Source organism: Mesorhizobium sp. NBSH29 (assembly GCF_015500055.1).
Taxonomy (GTDB): Bacteria; Pseudomonadota; Alphaproteobacteria; order Rhizobiales; family Rhizobiaceae; genus Neomesorhizobium.
In genome coordinates, this window is sequence record NZ_CP045492.1 from 3,554,707 (window position 1) to 3,572,264 (window position 17,558).

Here is a 17,558-nt window from a genome sequence, read left to right on the forward strand (position 1 = left end):
AAAAAGCGAATCAATTGCTTAAAATCACCGACTCACCCTACCAGACAGAATGCCGAAGCCTTCAATCAGCGCTTCAGTTGCCTGCGCGTCCCGAAACTGAGTCTGGATTTCCAGCATGTGACGATAGTTCTCGTCGGTCGGATCGGACGCCAGCGCCACCTCGGCCGCCTTCAGTTCAGTATGTAGGGTGCGCGCGCTGCGGTGCAAGTGCAGCGACTGGGCAAAGGCCTCGCGCGCATCGTCAAGTGCTGCGTCTTCCAGGGCCGGCCACATCCGCCCCCTACGCACCAGCAGCACCGCGCGCTCCCAAGCCTCAATCAACCCCGCAGCCTCGAAAGCCTGGATCGCAGCTGCACGGTCATGAGCATGATCATGTGCGATCACATCAATCAGCGCGCTGAGAAGCTGCCTGAGGTCCGGATGGACGAGATCCAGGCATTCTACCGCATCAAAATGTTCTTCAACAAGGCGAGGATGGTTCACCAGCGCAACGAGCATGACAGTCTCTCGCAAGGGCAACACACCACTCGCCTTTTTTACGAGCGCCGATCTTGCCAGGCTTTCCGAGACGGCGATGCGCCCTCCCGCGGAGCCCGGCTTGGCAAATTGCCCACCGGCAGCGGGCGCCTTGTTGTTCCACTGGCCATTGCGCTGCGGTTTGGCACGCTGATTGCCAAAGAACGCCAGCACCCGCTCGCGCATCTCTTGCGAATAGTGATAGCGCACGCTTTCGTCGCGAATGCGCGAGACCAGCTCTCTCAACGTTTTTTCAAGCTCGGCGCGCTTTTCCGGTGTCTCGAAGACGCCGCCTGATGTCTCGCGCAACCACAAAAGATCAGCCAGAGGTCTTGCGTCGGCCAGAACCTGCCGGAATGCTTCCGGTCCCTCACTCTTGACCAGATCGTCGGGGTCCTTGCCCTCCGGCAACAGTGCAAAGCGCACTGTCTTGCCTGCCTGAATGAGCGGGAGCGCCATATCTGCCGCCCGCCAGGCGGCCTTCAACCCAGCCTTGTCGCCATCAAAACACAGCACCGGCTCGCCGGTCATCCGCCACAAAAGATCAAGCTGGGTTTCGGTCAGGGCCGTGCCGAGCGGAGCCACTGTATTGTCAAAACCGGCCTGCGCCAGCGCGATGACATCCATGTAGCCTTCGACGGCAATAACCGTGCCGTCTCTTTGCTGTGCTCTGCGTGCGCGTACGAAATTGTAGAGCACATTGCCCTTGTGGAAGAGCTCAGTGTCAGGCGAGTTCATGTATTTGGCCAGCGCATCCGGTGCCAGCGCCCTACCCCCGAAAGCGATGATCCGGCCACGCGAATTGGGGATCGGAAACATGATACGGTCGCGGAAATAATCGTAGGAGACCGGGATGTCATCGCCGTGCCGCACCAGACCGCAGGCCTCGATCTGGGTTTTCTCTATCCCTTTTCCGGCAAGATAAGTCTTGAGTGCATTGCGGCTTTCGGGCGCAAAGCCCAGCCGGAAGGCTTCTTGCGTAGCCGGCGTCAGCCCGCGCTCGCGTAAATAGGAACGCGCCTTGGCGCCTGCTGCTGATTGCAGCTGATCCTGAAAAAACTGCGTTGCCAGTTCCATGACGTCCTGAAGCGAGGCGCGCTCCTTCTCGCGCACTTCCTCACGTTCATCGCGCGCCGGCATCGGCACGCCGGCCATATCAGCAATCTTTTCCACCGCCTCTGGAAAGTTCATCCCGTCGAGTTCGGTGAGAAACTTGAAATGATCGCCCGAAACCCCACAGCCAAAGCAGTGGTAGCGCCCCTTGCGGTCTTCGCAGTGGAAGGAGGGAGATTTTTCGCCGTGGAACGGGCAGCATGCCCAATAATCGCCGCGCGAAGCGTTGGTCTTGCGCTTGTCCCACGTCACGCGCGCGCCGATAACCGACGATATCGACACCCGGTCGCGGATTTCATCCAGGAAAGAGGGGGCAAAGCGCATAATAAAGCTCGTTTCCTCTCCATATAATCACAGCACTGCGCGACGACGACCCCTAATCCGGGCCATACCCGGTATTCACAGCCCTTGGCCCGCGACGCTAATCGCAGGTTTTAACAGCGCAATGAAGCCCGGCATTTCTGACACACGGCGGTAGCATGCTGGCGATATTCCCAATACCGACGATTCCGCGTCGGTCAGGACAGTTCATCGGTCGTCAAAGGTATATATTCGGCTAAGCTGTTTGCATTGAATTCAAAGGATTCGTAGTTTGATTTTCCTCGCACCCCAAAACACCGGTCTGTTCCCGGTGCCCCAACACGTGACGGATTAATCCATGAGCGGCTCGGTCGTTCTTCTTCATCTGGCTGGTGCGGTCGCACTTTTGTTGTGGGCAACACGCATGGTGCGCACAGGCGTCGAGCGCGCCTATGGTGACGTGCTGCGCCATAGACTGCGCAGCACGATGAGAAATCCTCTGATGGCAGTGCTGAGCGGTGCAGGCCTTTCGATTGCGCTGCAAAGTTCCACCGCTGTGACACTTCTTGTCGCATCATTTGCAGGGTCGGGCATTGTCAGTGGCATTTCCGGACAACTCGCGGTGCGGGGCGCCGAAATTGGCTCCGCACTGGTGGTCAAGCTGCTGGCGCATGATCTGAGCCTTCTGGTGCCGATCTGTCTTGCCGCCGGCACCGCCATGTTCATGATGACGGAGCGCCGCGAATGGCGGCAGATGGGCCGCATTCTTGTTGGCATCGGCCTGCTTCTACTGTCTCTTGAAATGATCGGTGAGGCCTCCGAGCCGCTGCGTCAAAGCACGGCATTGCCCGTCATCATCGAATATTTCTCGGGCGACCCGGTGACCGCGTTCCTGCTCGCGGCTCTGGTCACATGGCTTTTCCACTCCAGTATCGCAGCCGTGCTGCTGCTCGTCACACTGGCCGCGCGCGGCTTGATCCCGCCTGAACTGGGCATCGTCCTGGTTCTGGGGGTGAACCTGGGAAGCTCGGTGATCGCGCCGATCCTGACCCGTAACTCTGATCCGGCGGTGCGCGTCGTGCCAATTGGCAATCTTTTGATGCGGGGCGCCGGGTCGGTAATTCTGATGATCGCCTTCACCTGGACAAAACCTCCGATTGATTATCTCGGAGCCAATGAAGCCGCCCAGATCATCAATGCGCATATCTTGTTCAACTGCATCATCCTGCTGGCGGGTATGCCGCTTGCCCGCCTCGTCTATCGCGCGTCCGAAAAGATCGTTGCCCTTGCGACGCCTGCCGATCCAAGCGGCACCCTGGCCAATGCCGAACTCAGCGCGTTGAATGAGGGCGCCCTTGATGTCCCATCTCAAGCGCTCGCCAACGCTACCCGTGAAGTGGTGCGCGTCTGCGAGACGGTCGAGATCATGCTGAAATCCATCATGGAGCTCTATGAAAGCGCCGATGCTGCAAAAATCCAGGCGCTGGCTGCTCTGGATGACCGGGTCGACCGCCGTCACGCTGCGATAAAACTCTATCTGGCCAAGATCAGCACCCATCAGTTGAGCGAGTCTGAAGCATTGCGCCACCAGGAACTGATCGGTGCCTGCGTCAAGCTCGAACAGGTCGGCGACATCATCGTGCGCAACATGCTGGCCCATGTGCAAAAGAAGCTGGATCGGGGTCTGGAGTTCACCGACGAAGGGTGGCGCGAACTGACCAGCTTTCATGCCTCGGTACTCACCAATGCGCGCCTGGCTTTCAATTTGCTGGTTTCGCGCGATACCGAAACGGCACGCCAACTGGTCGAGGAAAAGGACCGCATCCGCGAACTCGAAAAGCAGGCGAGCCAAAGCCATTTCAAACGGCTGCGCGACGGCTCAGAACGCTCGATTGAAACCAGCTCTATCCATCTGGACACCATCCGCGACCTGAAGGAGATCAACTCGCTGCTGGCTTCGATCGCCTATCCGGTTCTCGAAGAGAGCGGCCTGCTGAGAAGCTCCCGGCTCAACGCCGGATAGCTGCCGGTATAGAAAAACTGCATCGCCGGCAGCAAACTCTTTATTGTTCGCACGCGCGGACTGTGATCTTCAATTCACGTCACGCCGGATATCACCATGCCACTCCCACTGATCGCCCTGTTCATCGCCGCTTTCGCCTTTGGCACGACGGAATTCGTTGTTGCAGGCGTTTTGCCGCAACTGGCGGAAGGACTTGGTATCTCCGTTCCAACCGCCGGTTATCTGGTCTCTGGCTACGCCATAGGGATCGCCATTGGTGGACCGTTGCTGACGCTCGCCACGGCAAGATTGCCCCGTAAGACGCTACTCATCGCGCTGCTTCTGGCTTTTACAGTGGGACAGGCTGCCTGTGCCTTGGCGCCCGATTTTGGCTCGATGATGTCCATTCGCGTGACGGTTGCGATTGCTCATGGCACGTATTTTGGTGTCGCCATGGTGGTTGCGGTCGGGATGGTGCGTTCCGATCAGCGAGGTATGGCCGTTGCTCTTATTCTTGCTGGACTGACAGTCTCCAACATTATCGGCGTGCCGGCAGGCACGGCAATCGGCCATCTGTGGGGCTGGCGCGCCACCTTCTGGACGATGTTCGGGCTGGGAGTTCTGGCAATCCTGGCAATGGCCATCCTGCTGCCGCGGGCAGCGGGTCGCCCGGCAAAAACTGGCAGCCTGAAAAGCGAGGTAAAAGTGCTCGGTCGTCAGCAGGTCTGGACCTCGCTCATCCTCATGTTGATGTTAATGTTGTGCCAGTTCGTGCCCTACACCTATATCGTACCCTTGCTCAGCCAGGTTACGGGGCTTGATGCAGCAATGATCCCCTTCGTGCTGCTTCTGAACGGCATCGGCGCGACCGCCGGCGTCTTCATCGGTGGAAAGTTCGCAGACCGGCAGCTGATGCCTGCGCTGATCACCATGCTTGTCCTCCAGGCGGTTGTGATGGTCACACTTTATTTTGTCAGCCCCTATCAATGGCCTATGATAGCCGCCATCACCGTGTGGGGCGGCCTGAACTTCGCGGTAGGCACACCGATCCAGACCCGCATCCTCGCCTGGACCGCCGATGCCCCCAATCTCGCGTCGTCGCTCATCCCCTCCGGCTTCAATTTTGGCATCGCCATTGCCGCATCCCTCGGCGCGTTGATGCTGAGCACCGGATATTCGTTTCGCAGTCTTCCGCTTGTTGGCGTGGTGGCGATGGTCGTCGCGGCGGCAGTGGCAGCCATGTCCTATGGGGCAGAACTACGCAGCAGCGCCACCCAGCCTCAGCCCGCAGCCGGATAGCCAGCCGCGCGGTAAGCGACCCGTCCATTATCCACGATGGGCGCACAATTGAAATATTTTGCTTTCACCATCGACACGCCGATGCGTATGGTTCGCGTTTGTCAAAACGGGGGTATCTATGGAAACGCATGCGCGAAGCATCGCCAAAGCGGTCAGTTGGCGCGTCACCGGAACGATAGACACCATGCTTATTTCGCTGCTGATTACCCGCAGTTTTAAGCTGGCTGCAGCAATCGGTCTGACAGAAGTTTTGACAAAATCTTTGCTGTATTACGCCCATGAGCGCGCTTGGCTGCGTATTCCGTATGGAAGGAAGCCGGCTCCGGCAGCCCCTCCCACGCAATGACCGCTTATTCGTTGCCCAACGGGAGCACGACATAATTTGCAATAGAGGGGCTCGCATCCCCATCGACACTGCACGCGACGATGGTTCCCGCAATAAGCGAAACGATGAGGGCAAAGGCGATAGGCAAGCGATGCATGGGGGCGTTCTCCAGAACTATAAACGTGCTGGCACCGGGGAAAGTTTCCCTGACACTTTGTTTCGCCCGGCAATATTCCGCAGCGAAAGTCGCAGTTCCTAGCTCAGCAGCTTTTTGACCAGCCCACTTGCCTTGCCGAAATCCATCGCACCGCCATGCTTTTCCTTCAGCATGGCCATGACCTTGCCCATATCGCGCACGCTGGCTGCGCCGGTTTCGGCAAGAGCCACCTTAACGGCCTGCTCCAGGGCAGCATCGTCCATCTGCTCGGGTAAAAAGCCGCGGATGATGTCGATTTCGGCCCGCTCCTGGGCAGCCAGTTCAGGTCGCTTCCCATCGTCGAACGCCTTCGCTGACTCCTCGCGCTGTTTCACCATCTTTGTCAGGATCGAAACGATCTCGTCATCTCCTGCCGGATCCTTGCCAGTGCCGCGATTGGCGATGTCGCGGTCCTGAATGGCGGCGTTGACCAGCCGGAGCGTACCGCTACGCTCCTTGTCACCTGACTTCAGCGCTGTTTTCAACGCAGCCAAAATTGTCTCACGCATGGGGAACGCTCCTTCTCTTGTTGGCACTTCTGATACCAGTTTAGGCCGATGTGCAAGAAGTCACGTCAAAGCGTCGCTGCAGGCAGGCCGGCAATTGACCGTTTGCGGCCACTCGCCTATGTAGCAGCCTTGCAACCACACTTTGGTTTGAAATGCGGAAGGATGGCTTTCGCAAGCACCACTGCACGCCTGCATCTAGCGGCGGGCAGAACGGCATGGAGCCCGACATGGCCAACAAGACCGCCCCCTGGTCCACCGAAATCCCCACCGCGCTGCTGGTGCTGGCCGACGGAACAGTGATTGAGGGACGCGGATTGGGCGCAGTTGGCGCTGCGGTTGCCGAGGTGTGTTTCAACACGGCCTTGACGGGCTACCAGGAAATTCTGACCGACCCGTCTTATGCTGGACAGATCGTCACCTTCACATTCCCCCACATCGGTAATGTTGGCACCAATGATGAGGACATCGAAGATCTGACCCCTGCTGCCCGCGCGGGCGCGGTCGGTGCGGTCTTCAAGGCCGATGTCACCAACCCGTCAAACTACCGTTCGGTCGGCCATCTCGACCAGTGGCTGAAGCGGCGCGGCGTCGTTGCGATGTCAGGCGTCGACACCCGTGCCTTGACCGCGCTGGTGCGCGAAAACGGTTCGCCAAACGCCATTATCGCCCATGCGCCCGATGGCAAGTTCGACGTGGATGATCTCAAACGCCAGGCAAAAGCCTGGTCAGGTCTTGAAGGTCTTGACCTTGCAAAGGTCGTAACCTCCGGTCAGAGCTCGACCTGGCGCGAAGCGCCATGGGTGTGGAACGAAGGGTTCGGCGAAATGCCAGAACCCACCATGCAGGTGGTGGCCATCGATTATGGGATCAAGCGCAACATCCTGCGCCTGTTGACCGGCCTTGGCGCTGAGGTGACAGTCGTTCCCGCAAACACCCAGGCCGAAGACATCATTGCGATGAAGCCCGACGGCATTTTCCTCTCCAACGGACCGGGCGACCCGGCCGCGACCGGGGTCTATGCCGTGCCCGTGATCCAGGACCTTTTGAAGACGGATCTGCCGATTTTCGGTATCTGCCTCGGCCATCAGATGCTGGCTTTGGCGCTTGGCGGCAAGACGCAGAAAATGCATCAGGGTCATCACGGCGCCAACCATCCGGTAAAGGACCATACGACCGGCAAGGTGGAGATCGTGTCGATGAACCACGGCTTCGCAGTTGACGCAAAGTCACTTCCGCAAAACATTGAAGAGACTCATGTTTCGCTGTTCGATGGATCGAACTGCGGCATTTCGCTCAAAGGCCGTCCGGTGTTTTCAGTCCAGCACCACCCCGAAGCCTCGCCCGGCCCCCAGGATTCGCACTATCTGTTCCGCCGCTTCGTCAACCTCATCCGCGCAAAGCAGGGTGAGCCGGCCCTTGCCGAATAGTTCAACTTTTGCTGAACCAGTTGATCGCCATCCGTCACGGCCTTAAATCATACTCATGACACCGGCCCACCCAGACCTTGAAGAGATTGACCTGCCAGCTGTCCTGGCTGCTCTGAGCGACCCCACGCGGCTGTCGATCGTGCGCCACCTCTCGGAGGATGGCGAGGCCGAAGCCATGTGCGGAACGTTTGGGCACTACGGTTCGAAGTCAAACCTGAGCTACCATTTCGCCAAGCTGCGCGAGGCGGGCGTAACCCGCACCCGTATCGAAGGTCCCGCCCGCTTCATCTCGCTGCGCCGGGACGATCTGGAAACGCGTTTCCCCGGCCTCCTCGGTGCGGTAATCAAGGCCGCTTCGGGCTATCCTAGGCTCGACCTTGAAAAGCTGCGGCAGGAATAGCGCCGCCCGCGTCCGACACGCTCAGATGTTATTGTTGAAGGTATCGCAATCCGCCAGCTTGCCGGTTTTGAAGCCGCGCGCAAACCACGTTTGGCGTTGCGCCGAAGTCCCGTGGTTAAAGCTTTCGGGCACCACATAGCCCTGCGTGCGCCGCTGCAGTGTATCGTCGCCGATTTTCTGGGCGGCGTTCAACGCCTCTTCCACGTCCCCCTCTTCAAGCAGGCCCTTTTGCGCCGTGAAATGCCCCCAGACGCCCGCAAAGCAATCAGCCTGCAGTTCAACCCGCATAGACATCTGGTTGGCCTCAGCCTCGCCCATGGTGCGGCGCATCTGGTTGAATTTCGGCAACACGCCGATCAGGTTCTGCACATGGTGACCTACTTCATGCGCGATGACATAGGCCTGCGCGAAGTCGCCTGATGCACCGAACTGCTTATCAAGCTGCTGAAAGAAGGTCGTGTCGAGATAAACCTTGCTATCTCCGGGGCAATAGAAAGGCCCTGAAGCCGCAGACGCAAAACCGCAGGCCGACCGGATCTGGCCGGAAAACAGCGTCAGTTTGGGCTCAACATAAGTCTGGCCCTCTGACTGGAAAATGCCTTTCCAGGTGTCTTCCGTTTCGGCGAGGACCGTTGAAACGAACTGCTTCATCTCATCGTCACTGCCGGAATTCGTGCGTGTGACCGAACCGCCGCCCGGTGCCTGCGTGCTTGGGTCGCCGCCCGCCAGTATCTGCATCGGATCGATGCCGCAGGCCTTCAGCGCGAAAAACACTACGACGAGAATGATGATGCCCGACATGCCGCCACCCGATGCCCCGCGCCCGATGCGGATGCCGCCCGGCAATCCGCCGCCGCGCCCGAACATGCCGCCGCCGCGGCCCTGACCGCGTGCATCCTCGATATTGTCACTCTGACGGCGGCCTCTCCAAAGCATATCTACCTCATGGCGCAGTTCAATTGATGCGGTGGCGCGAGCCGCTGAAAACGCAACGCGCCAAGATCAATAAGTATCCCAACGTTATGGGCAAGTCACAGGATTTTTCGGGCGATTTCCGGGATATGCCACTAGGAAGCTTCACGCCAGCGGCGCGCCTTGACGAATTCCTGCAACGCAGCACCGCTTATGGCGGTACCAAAGGCATAACCCTGAAGGATATCGCAGCCAAGATCTTTCAAAAGGCGTGCATGTTCCATGGTTTCCACACCCTCGGCGACGACTTCGATACCGAGGGTTCTTCCGATTTCGATAATGGACTCAACCAGTCGCCTCTGGGCCGGGGAACCGACAATGGGCGACACCAACTGCCGGTCGATCTTCAGACGGCGCGGTTTCAGTTTCAAAAGGCTGACGATAGAGGCATAGCCGGTACCGAAATCATCGATTTCGATATCAATACCAAGTTCCTTGATCTGCTCGATGTTCCAAGTAACCAGTTCATCATTGTCATCCAGGAAGATCGATTCAACCAGTTCGAATGACATTACGCCGGGCTCGATGTCGAGTTTTCGCAAGCTGGTGATAAGTTCCTCGTCTTGCAGGCGACGCGCCGACACGTTGACCGAAAGGTGCGGAATGTCGATGCCGGCGGCCTGCCAGACCTTCCGTTGCTGCAGGGCCTGCTCCAAGACCATTCGATCGATTGAAGCCATGACGTTCAGTTCTTCAGCGATCTTCAGGAAAACGTCGGGCATAAGCACGCCCTTCTCGGGATGATACCAACGCACCAACGCCTCTGCGCCGATGATGTCCAGTGTCACGGCATCAAACTGCGGCTGATAATGGGCGCGGAACTCTCCCTTATCGATACCATTCAAAATTTCGTCGGCGAGCCGCTTGTTGACGACAATTTCATCCTGCAGCGCCTCGGTGAAGAACTCGAACCGATTGCGGCCACGCGCCTTGGCCCGGTAGAGCGCAATGTCAGCATTGACCAGAAGTTGTCTCGGGTCGGCCACTTCTTCTGTTTCGGTGGCAATGCCCACGCTCACGCCGAAGCGACATAGATGCCCATCATGAAGGACAGGTTTCCACATCTGGCGAATAACGCGGTCAGCGAGCACGGCCATCTGGTGGGAACCACCGCCGGTCGCACAAAATACCACGAACTCATCACCGCCGATTCGCGCCACGAAGTCATTTGCGCGCACATTGGTCCGCAGCACGTTAGCGGCGTGGACCAGCATGGCATCGCCGGCGGCATGTCCGAGCGTATCGTTGATCTGCTTGAAGCGGTCGAGGTCCATGTGCAGCAACGCTACACCCTCTCCCGGTGTAGCTTTGAAGCCCTCCAGAACCTCATCGAGATAGCGGCGGTTGGGGAGGCCTGTCAGCGAATCGTGAAGCGCGTTGTGCTCGATGCGCGCCTTGGCTGTTTCAAGTTCGACATTACGTCGCTCGGCCAGTTCCTTGGCGCGTTCAAGGTCATTGCGCAAGAGGACGTCTGCAGTGACATCCCACTCCGCACCAATCATCCTCGGCTGTTCGCTGCCATCCTGAACGATAACAGCACGGCTACGAACATAGCGCAGTTCCCCACTTGGCAAAAGCAACCGGTACTCAGACGAATAGACGTCACGCTTCTCGATTGCGTAGTCGAAATCACGGAGGGCGCGTTCCAGATCATCGGGGTGGATGACACTTACCCAGTCGTCATATCCTCGGACTTTGCCATCCTGGGGTTTGTCGAAAAGCTCGTCGACACGCTCATCCCAGACCAGGCTATGGCTGACCAGATTATGCTCCCAGACACCGATCTGGGATGCCTCAAGCGCCAATTCGAGCCGCTGCGACACCCGCCGCAATTCGCGTTCACTACGCCGCGACTGGCGGTAGTGCTTGTGACGTTCTTCGACCAGTCGCCCGGCGATAAGTATCGGGATGACCACCAGCGCACCGGCGAGTGCGACAAACACGCGGAAAAGCCATGTGGCGGTACCGGCATTTGCCCAGCCGCCCGTTGGTATCGCGGCAATCTGCCACGATCCGGCCGGCAGGAGTACGTCCGCGGTGACCGGATCATCCTCCATGACTGCAACACTGCCAAAAAATCGCGATCCGGTCGCACCAAGCCCGTCCTTCCCGGTAATTGCAATATGAACGGGAAGATTGCCGTCAAGAAGACCGCTGTTACGGTAAAGCGATTGCGCATCGATGGCGGCCGAGACAATGCCCCAGAAGCGCTTTTCCCCATTGGGTTCGCTCGTAAATACCGGAAACCGCCCGATAAAGCCTTGTCCGCCCTGCACCAGGTCGACCGGCCCGGCAAGAACCAGCTCTTTAGTGTCGCGTGCGCGCAAAGCGGCCTCGCGCTGGCTGTCATTGGTTCGGTAATCGAGCCCGATTGCCTTTGCATTCCCGGACAGCGGATAAACCATGCTGACGACCAGGTTCGGTGCGACCGCAATATTGCGGAGCTGGTTGTCACCCGTAAACAGCCCGCTGGCCAATCGATTGAACCGCTCCTGGCTCATATCGGGCTCAGTGGCGAGAGTAGCCACCAGCCCGCGAACCAGTTGCAGCGTACCGTTGATGCTGCCTTCCAGATTGGAGCGGATGAGATTGACCTGCGCCAGCACGACGGCGCGCGAGGACTGCTTCGATACCTGGGTGTTTTGGTGATCGGCGTACATACCGAGCATGACGATGACGATCAACGCAATCGCGGCGGGGATGTTCGTCGCAGTAAGAGCGTTCTTGCGTATCGTCCGCAGATTGGCGCCGAAAAGCTGCAAAATTATACCTTCACGCAGTCGTTCTTTTTCACGTGAAAAGATATTACCAGCGAGTACTTAAATTTGGCTTTCACCTATCCTGCGTTGAGGTCCTCAAGCATTTCAATTTATTGATGTTTGGTTCTCTCCAACTGGTTTCGACGTGTCTCTCTGTGCTGCGACCCTTTAATATGCCGGCTCACAAGGACGCCGGCCTGAGCGCGCGATTGCTCGGCAAAAACACCGTCAGCAGCCCCAGCATCGGCAGGAACGAGCAGACGACATAGACGAAATCGATGCCTCGTGCATCCGCAACCACACCCAGCACTGCTGCTGCGATGCCGCCCATCCCGAACGCCAACCCGAAAAAGATGCCTGCGACCATGCCAACGCGGCCAGGCAAAAGCTCCTGACCGAACACCACAATGGCCGGAAACGCAGATGCCATGATGAGCCCGATGATGCCCGACAGGATGATGGTCCATGTGAAATCGGCATAGGGCATTGCCAAGGTGAACGGCAGGACACCGAGGATCGAGAACCACATCACCGTTTTGGCGCCGAAACGATCTCCAATGGGCCCGCCCAGAACCGTTCCCACCGCAGCACCGCCAAGGAAAACGAACAACAGGATCTGCGACGTCTGAACCGTGACCCCGAATTTGTGGATCATATAGAAGGTATAGTAGCTCGATATGCTCGCCATGTAGACGTTCTTGGAAAAGGTCAGCGCCGCCAGTACCGCCAGCGCCACGACGATGGTACGGCGCGGCAGCGGCGAGGTCCGCACTTCCACCGGCCGCTTGGCATTGGCCTGGCGGTGGTTGCTGTACCAGGTGCCGACCTGCCACAGGATCATCATCCCGAGCAGTGCTGCGCCGGAAAACCAGACGATACTGCGCTGTCCGTTTGGCACCACGATGAAGGCGGCCAGAAGGGGTCCAAGCGCCTGGCCGAAATTGCCGCCAACCTGGAACAGCGATTGCGCAAGCCCATAGCGCCCACCCGATGCCAGCCGGGCCACGCGTGAGGATTCCGGATGGAATACCGCCGAGCCAAAGCCCACCAGCGCTGCCCCGACCAGCAGCATGCCATATTGGGTGGCGTAGGCGAGACACACGAGCCCGATAAGCGTTGAGCCCATGCCGAACGGCAGCGAATAGGGCAACGGCTTCTTGTCGGTATAGATGCCGATAACCGGCTGCAAAAGCGATGCCGTGACCTGGAAAGTCATGGTCAGCAACCCGATCTGCCAGAAGTCGAGCCCGTAATCTGCCTTCAGCATCGGATAGATGGCTGACAGGAGCGACTGCATGATATCGTTGAGCAGATGGCAAAAGCTTACCGCAAGGATAACTGCATAGGCCGTCGTCTGGACCGGCAGAGCGGTTGCCGATCCGGTAGTGGTGGTCTGGCTCACGGTTGGCTCCTGCTGTAGGCGACTGCCGCCCGCTTATACGCCTGCGCGCTGCGCCTATCCTTCGTGGATCGGCCCATTCCTTTCGCGACTGGGCCACATCCGCCTGTCCCAAGGACGTCAAATACTGCGCCAACCACCCGTGCTATCTGGCCCTCGCCATGTCCTGATTGATGGGTTGAATGGCATTCTTACGCATTTGGGCCACAACAATGGATGCAACTCAATTCATCACAGACAGGGCGCGTCGCCAGCGCGAACTCGACCTGCGCCACGATGAACGGTTGGCCTGGCTGGAACAGCTGGCGGGCCAGGTCGTCGCCTCGCCATCAGAATATCCCGATGGCTATCGGGTGCCCGTGCATCGCCACAGCCGCTCTCAATTGCTGCATGCGCTTTCAGGCGTAGTGCTGGTCTCGACCGCCCATGGCCGCTGGATGGTCCCACCCGAACACGCCATCTGGCTGCCCGCCGGCGTCGACCACGCGGTAGAAATGCTGGGCGAAGTCTCCATGCGCTCGATCTATGTACAGCCCCGCGCGCTGGACAGCCTGCCGGCAGACCTGCGCGTGGTCGCCGTCAGCACTTTGATGCGCAGCCTGATCATCGAAGCGGTCGCACTGCCCCAAGCTTCAGAGCCTGACCCTCGTGGCGCGCTGATCCTCGATCTCATCTTGCACGAAATCCCTAACCTTCATGCACGACCGCTCGGCCTGCCCTTCCCCGCTGATCCGAGGTTGGCGGCACTGTGCCGGAGCTTCGTTGCAGCCCCGGCACCTCATGCGACAATTGACGACTGGGCCGGCGCGCTTGGCGCCAGCCGTCGCACCTTTACCCGCCACTTTGCACGCGAGACGGGACTGTCTTTCTCCACCTGGCGCCAACAGGCCTGCCTGTTTGCTGCCCTGCCCCGGCTCGCCGAAGGTGAACCTGTCACCAGTGTCGCGCTCGACCTCGGCTATGAGAGCGTGCCTGCCTTCACCACCATGTTCAAGCGTATGCTCGGCCAGCCACCGCAACGCTATTTTCGCGTGCGGCAGGCATTGTCATAAGCGTACCACCACTTTGCCAAAACGCCCCGCGCCAGTGGGCTGCCAGGCTGGTCCAGGTGCTGACCAGCCTCCCGGATATTTTTTTCGAAAGCTGGGCGAACTGGCCGGACAACGCACCTTCCCACACGCGTCCGCGTGCTGATCGATGCGCTGGCGCGCGGCCTTCCGCCGATGATGCGGTGACTATCGCTACGCGGGCATCGCAACAGACGATGTCTTGCTCCGCGTTGCCCACATCAGCACCAGCGCCACAGCCGCAAAGAGCGCGGCAACAAGGCCAAGATCGGACGGCTTGGCAAATTCCAGCACGCGGCCACCGACCACTGTGCCAATGGCAATGCCGAAATACATCGCCGAGGCGTTGAGCGACAATGTCAGATGCGCCACCTCCGGTGCATAGCCGACGATGCGGCTGGCCTGCGCCGGCGGGAACGACCAGCCGATGATGCCCCATGGCACCATGATGCCGATCAAAAGCGGGCCCGAAAGCGATTGCGGCAGGAATTTCAGGCCAAGTGCAATGATCAGGCACACCAGCAGCGAGAACACCAACGACAGCACCACGACGCGTGTGGCACCGATCTTGTCGGCCAGAAACCCGCTGCCAAGATTGCCGATCACTGCCCCGACGCCAAAGCACAAAAGCATGCCCGGCAACGCAATAAGCGGCAGGCCAGCTCCTTCAAGTGCCAGCGGCCCGAGATAGGAAATCACGATAAATCCGCCTGCAAGGTAGAGCAACGTTGTCGCCAGCGCCGGCAATATGCCCGGCTTTCCCACAGCAGCGAACCGCTCGCTCAGTGTCAGTTTCATGCCGCGTAGGCCGTGTGGCAGCCATATCCACAGGATAGTTGCGCAAATCACGCCAAGCGCGGCTATCGCAAAAAATGTCCCACGCCAGCCCCATAAAGTGCCGATCAGCGATGCGATAGGCGCCCCGACTGCGACAGCGAAGGTCGTGCCGCCAACGACAATGGAGATGGCAAAAGCCCGGTGTTCGGGTCCTGCCAGCGCAACGGCGGTGGCTTGCGCGGTGGCAGCGAACAATCCCGCCGCCGCACCCATCACCACTTGCGCGGCAAGCAGCGTGAAAAAGGATGAGCTGGAGGCTGCGATGAGGTTTCCAGCGACAAATATCAGCATCGCACACGCCAGAACGCGCCGCCGGTCGACAGTGCCGGCAACCGCCGAAAGCACCGGTGCGCCGACCGCATAGGACAGTGAAAACGTCATGATGAGATAGCCGGCCATCGGCACGCTGATATGCGTGTCGGCGGCAATCAGCGGCAACAGGCTGGCAAAGGCAAAGCCGACGGTGCTCATGGCAAACGAGCCAACCGCAAGCCAGATCAAACGCATGTCCATGGAACTCTGCTTTCATAGTTCAAAATATTTTGAACTATTTGGGTGCAGCGCAACAACAAGTCAATATGCCTCGACGAAACCTCCTGCCAACATGTTTGAGGAGGAGGCTGAATCCCGGCGAACCCCGTTGCGATCGCGAAAATAAGTACAGGCTGTTGTGCCTGCACCCAAAGTGTTTCACCCTAGGCACAAGGTAACTTTATGGCAGGCAACGCTGTCGTAAGAAAAAGGAAAAACAATGACAGAACCAAAGACGTCGGTTGCGACGGAAGAACCGGAGCACAATCTGGAAGCGGGGCAGGACAATGTTCAGGTTATGGGCCTGGACATCCACAACCCTGTGTTCTTCATCTCGGCGATTGTTATCGTAGGTTTTGTGATCGTCACCCTGATCTTTCGTGAATCGGTCGGACCAGCACTTGGCACCCTTCGGGTCTGGCTCACCTCTACCTTTGACTGGCTTTTCATCATCGCCGGCAACCTGTTCGTCCTTTTCTGCCTGGTGCTTGTCGTTTCCCCGCTCGGGAAAGTCCGTATCGGCGGCGCCGGCGCGGTCCCCGATTATGGCTATGGCGGCTGGTTTGCGATGTTGTTTGCCGCAGGCATGGGCATTGGCCTCATGTTCTTCGGCGTGCTGGAGCCGATGTATCACTTCAACAATCCACCCCTCGGCATTGCCAGCCCGATTGGGCCTGATGGTGCGCTGATCGCTGAAAATGTGGAAGCCGCCCGTGAAGCCGCGATGGCTGCAACGATCTTCCATTGGGGCTTGCACCCGTGGGCCATCTACGCAGTCGTGGCGCTTTCGCTGGCTCTGGCAGCCTATAACAAGGGTCTCCCGCTTTCGGTCCGCTCTGCATTTTATCCGATCTTTGGCGACCGCATCCGCGGCTGGATCGGCCACTGCATCGATATTCTCGCCGTCTTTGCAACCCTGTTCGGTCTCGCAACCTCGCTCGGCTTCGGTGCTGAACAGGCGCTTGCAGGGTTAAACTTCCTGTACGGCGTTCCGGTAACCGACACCGCCAAGGTGATCCTGATTGCGGGCATCACCGGCATCGCGCTCCTTTCGGTGGTTGCCGGGCTTGATGCCGGCGTCAAGCGGCTATCGGAGATCAACATGGTGCTCGCTGTGTTGCTGCTGGCTTTCATCATTTTGCTTGGCCCGACTGGCGAACTGGTCACCGGGTTCTTTGCCAACACCGCAGCCTACGTCACAAACCTGCCTGCCCTGTCCAATCCGTTTGGCCGCACCGACGACGAGTTCGTCCATGGCTGGACCACCTTCTACTGGGCCTGGTGGATCTCCTGGTCGCCATTTGTGGGCATGTTCATTGCCCGCATTTCCAGGGGTCGCACCGTGCGCGAATTCATCGTCTGCGTGCTGCTTGTTCCGTCGTTGGCATCCATCGTCTGGATGACCGCCTTTGGCGGCACGGCGATGAATGAGTTCATTGCAAACGGCTACCAGGGTGTTCAGGAAACGGTAGTAGCCTACAAGCCTGAACTGTCGTTGTTCCGGATGTTGGAGCCTCTGCCTTTGGCCGGCATCACATCGCTGATCGGCATCGTGCTCGTGATTGTATTCTTCGTCACATCGTCCGATTCAGGATCACTCGTCATCGACACGATCACGGCCGGTGGCAAGGTCGATGCCCCGGTGGCACAGCGCGTCTTCTGGGCAACGTTCGAGGGTCTGGTTGCCATTGCCCTGCTGCTGGGTGGCGGGCTTGCGGCACTTCAGGCAAGTGCGATCGCAACCGGCTTTCCCTTTGCCATACTGCTGATGCTGATGATGGTTGCGACGTGGAAAGCGCTCCGCACCGAACCGAAGTAAAACGAAAGAGGCCGGGAAATTCCCGGCCTCTTTCATCGAGCGGCAGCGAAGCGACCTTTGGTAAGCTGGAAATGACGCATTCAACCG

The 17,558-nt window shown here is 58.8% G+C and carries 13 protein-coding genes; 7 read left to right on the top strand and 6 right to left on the bottom strand.

The annotated features are described in order from the left end of the window. Positions 1 to 24: 24 nt before the first annotated feature. Positions 25 to 1,953, bottom strand: a complete 1,929-nt coding sequence (dnaG, locus tag GA830_RS17525) for a DNA primase (RefSeq protein ID WP_195163044.1) — start codon at positions 1,951 to 1,953, stop codon at positions 25 to 27. A gap of 334 nt (positions 1,954 to 2,287) precedes the next feature. Between dnaG and GA830_RS17530 the strand changes: the two genes are divergently transcribed. The 3 genes from GA830_RS17530 (at position 2,288) to GA830_RS17540 (ending at position 5,576) form a co-directional block, all read left to right on the top strand. Next, the gene (locus GA830_RS17530; RefSeq protein WP_195163045.1) at positions 2,288 to 3,952 is read left to right on the top strand and encodes a Na/Pi cotransporter family protein; all 1,665 of its coding nucleotides are present in this window, start codon (positions 2,288 to 2,290) and stop codon (positions 3,950 to 3,952) included. 96 nt (positions 3,953 to 4,048) lie between these two features. Then, positions 4,049 to 5,230, top strand: coding sequence for an MFS transporter (locus GA830_RS17535; RefSeq protein ID WP_195163046.1), 1,182 nt, complete (start codon positions 4,049 to 4,051; stop codon positions 5,228 to 5,230). Positions 5,231 to 5,348: 118 nt separating this feature from the next. Beyond that, positions 5,349 to 5,576: a DUF2061 domain-containing protein gene (locus GA830_RS17540; RefSeq protein WP_195163047.1), complete on the top strand. Its 228-nt coding sequence runs from the start codon at positions 5,349 to 5,351 to the stop codon at positions 5,574 to 5,576. A gap of 234 nt (positions 5,577 to 5,810) precedes the next feature. Here GA830_RS17540 and GA830_RS17545 read toward each other — a convergent pair whose 3' ends face one another. After that, positions 5,811 to 6,260, bottom strand: a complete 450-nt coding sequence (locus GA830_RS17545; RefSeq protein WP_195163048.1) for a GatB/YqeY domain-containing protein — start codon at positions 6,258 to 6,260, stop codon at positions 5,811 to 5,813. A gap of 227 nt (positions 6,261 to 6,487) precedes the next feature. Between GA830_RS17545 and carA the strand changes: the two genes are divergently transcribed. After that, on the top strand, positions 6,488 to 7,687 hold the full coding sequence (gene carA, locus GA830_RS17550; protein ID WP_195163049.1) for a glutamine-hydrolyzing carbamoyl-phosphate synthase small subunit: 1,200 nt from the start codon (positions 6,488 to 6,490) through the stop codon (positions 7,685 to 7,687). A gap of 55 nt (positions 7,688 to 7,742) precedes the next feature. Next, complete coding sequence (locus GA830_RS17555; RefSeq protein ID WP_195163050.1) at positions 7,743 to 8,087, top strand: ArsR/SmtB family transcription factor; 345 nt, start codon at positions 7,743 to 7,745, stop codon at positions 8,085 to 8,087. Positions 8,088 to 8,108: 21 nt separating this feature from the next. On the opposite strand, the gene ypfJ is transcribed toward GA830_RS17555, so the two are convergent. The 3 genes from ypfJ to GA830_RS17570 all read right to left on the bottom strand — a co-directional run bounded on the left by ypfJ (position 8,109) and on the right by GA830_RS17570 (position 13,220). Next, positions 8,109 to 9,023, bottom strand: coding sequence for a KPN_02809 family neutral zinc metallopeptidase (gene ypfJ, locus GA830_RS17560; RefSeq protein ID WP_195163051.1), 915 nt, complete (start codon positions 9,021 to 9,023; stop codon positions 8,109 to 8,111). Positions 9,024 to 9,154: 131 nt separating this feature from the next. After that, positions 9,155 to 11,728 carry a bifunctional diguanylate cyclase/phosphodiesterase gene (locus GA830_RS17565; protein ID WP_195165026.1) on the bottom strand — a complete coding sequence of 858 codons (2,574 nt, stop codon included), beginning with the start codon at positions 11,726 to 11,728 and terminating at the stop codon, positions 9,155 to 9,157. 271 nt (positions 11,729 to 11,999) lie between these two features. Further along, the gene (locus tag GA830_RS17570) at positions 12,000 to 13,220 is read right to left on the bottom strand and encodes an MFS transporter (protein WP_258045496.1); all 1,221 of its coding nucleotides are present in this window, start codon (positions 13,218 to 13,220) and stop codon (positions 12,000 to 12,002) included. 209 nt (positions 13,221 to 13,429) lie between these two features. Between GA830_RS17570 and GA830_RS17575 the strand changes: the two genes are divergently transcribed. Then, entirely contained in the window at positions 13,430 to 14,269 is an 840-nt protein-coding gene (locus GA830_RS17575) for an AraC family transcriptional regulator (protein ID WP_195163052.1), read from the top strand. Between the two features lie 189 nt (positions 14,270 to 14,458). Here the strand turns inward: GA830_RS17575 and GA830_RS17580 are convergent, their stop codons facing one another. Beyond that, the gene (locus tag GA830_RS17580) at positions 14,459 to 15,634 is read right to left on the bottom strand and encodes an MFS transporter (protein WP_195163053.1); all 1,176 of its coding nucleotides are present in this window, start codon (positions 15,632 to 15,634) and stop codon (positions 14,459 to 14,461) included. 238 nt (positions 15,635 to 15,872) lie between these two features. Here GA830_RS17580 and GA830_RS17585 point away from each other — a divergent pair, with 238 nt between their 5' ends. Then, on the top strand, positions 15,873 to 17,471 hold the full coding sequence (locus GA830_RS17585) for a BCCT family transporter (protein ID WP_195163054.1): 1,599 nt from the start codon (positions 15,873 to 15,875) through the stop codon (positions 17,469 to 17,471). Positions 17,472 to 17,558: the final 87 nt, after the last annotated feature.

Bases quoted from the DNA above. Each gene is read 5' to 3' on its own strand.
- GA830_RS17565 (WP_195165026.1), bottom strand. From the start codon at position 11,728: ATGCTCGGTATGTACGCCGATCACCAAAACACCCAGGTATCGAAGCAG.
- GA830_RS17580 (WP_195163053.1), bottom strand. From the start codon at position 15,634: ATGGACATGCGTTTGATCTGGCTTGCGGTTGGCTCGTTTGCCATGAGC.
- GA830_RS17530 (WP_195163045.1), top strand. From the start codon at position 2,288: ATGAGCGGCTCGGTCGTTCTTCTTCATCTGGCTGGTGCGGTCGCACTT.
- GA830_RS17535 (WP_195163046.1), top strand. From the start codon at position 4,049: ATGCCACTCCCACTGATCGCCCTGTTCATCGCCGCTTTCGCCTTTGGC.
- carA (WP_195163049.1), top strand. From the start codon at position 6,488: ATGGCCAACAAGACCGCCCCCTGGTCCACCGAAATCCCCACCGCGCTG.
- GA830_RS17545 (WP_195163048.1), bottom strand. From the start codon at position 6,260: ATGCGTGAGACAATTTTGGCTGCGTTGAAAACAGCGCTGAAGTCAGGT.
- dnaG (WP_195163044.1), bottom strand. From the start codon at position 1,953: ATGCGCTTTGCCCCCTCTTTCCTGGATGAAATCCGCGACCGGGTGTCG.
- GA830_RS17585 (WP_195163054.1), top strand. From the start codon at position 15,873: ATGACAGAACCAAAGACGTCGGTTGCGACGGAAGAACCGGAGCACAAT.
- ypfJ (WP_195163051.1), bottom strand. From the start codon at position 9,023: ATGCTTTGGAGAGGCCGCCGTCAGAGTGACAATATCGAGGATGCACGC.
- GA830_RS17540 (WP_195163047.1), top strand. From the start codon at position 5,349: ATGGAAACGCATGCGCGAAGCATCGCCAAAGCGGTCAGTTGGCGCGTC.
- GA830_RS17555 (WP_195163050.1), top strand. From the start codon at position 7,743: ATGACACCGGCCCACCCAGACCTTGAAGAGATTGACCTGCCAGCTGTC.
- GA830_RS17575 (WP_195163052.1), top strand. From the start codon at position 13,430: ATGGATGCAACTCAATTCATCACAGACAGGGCGCGTCGCCAGCGCGAA.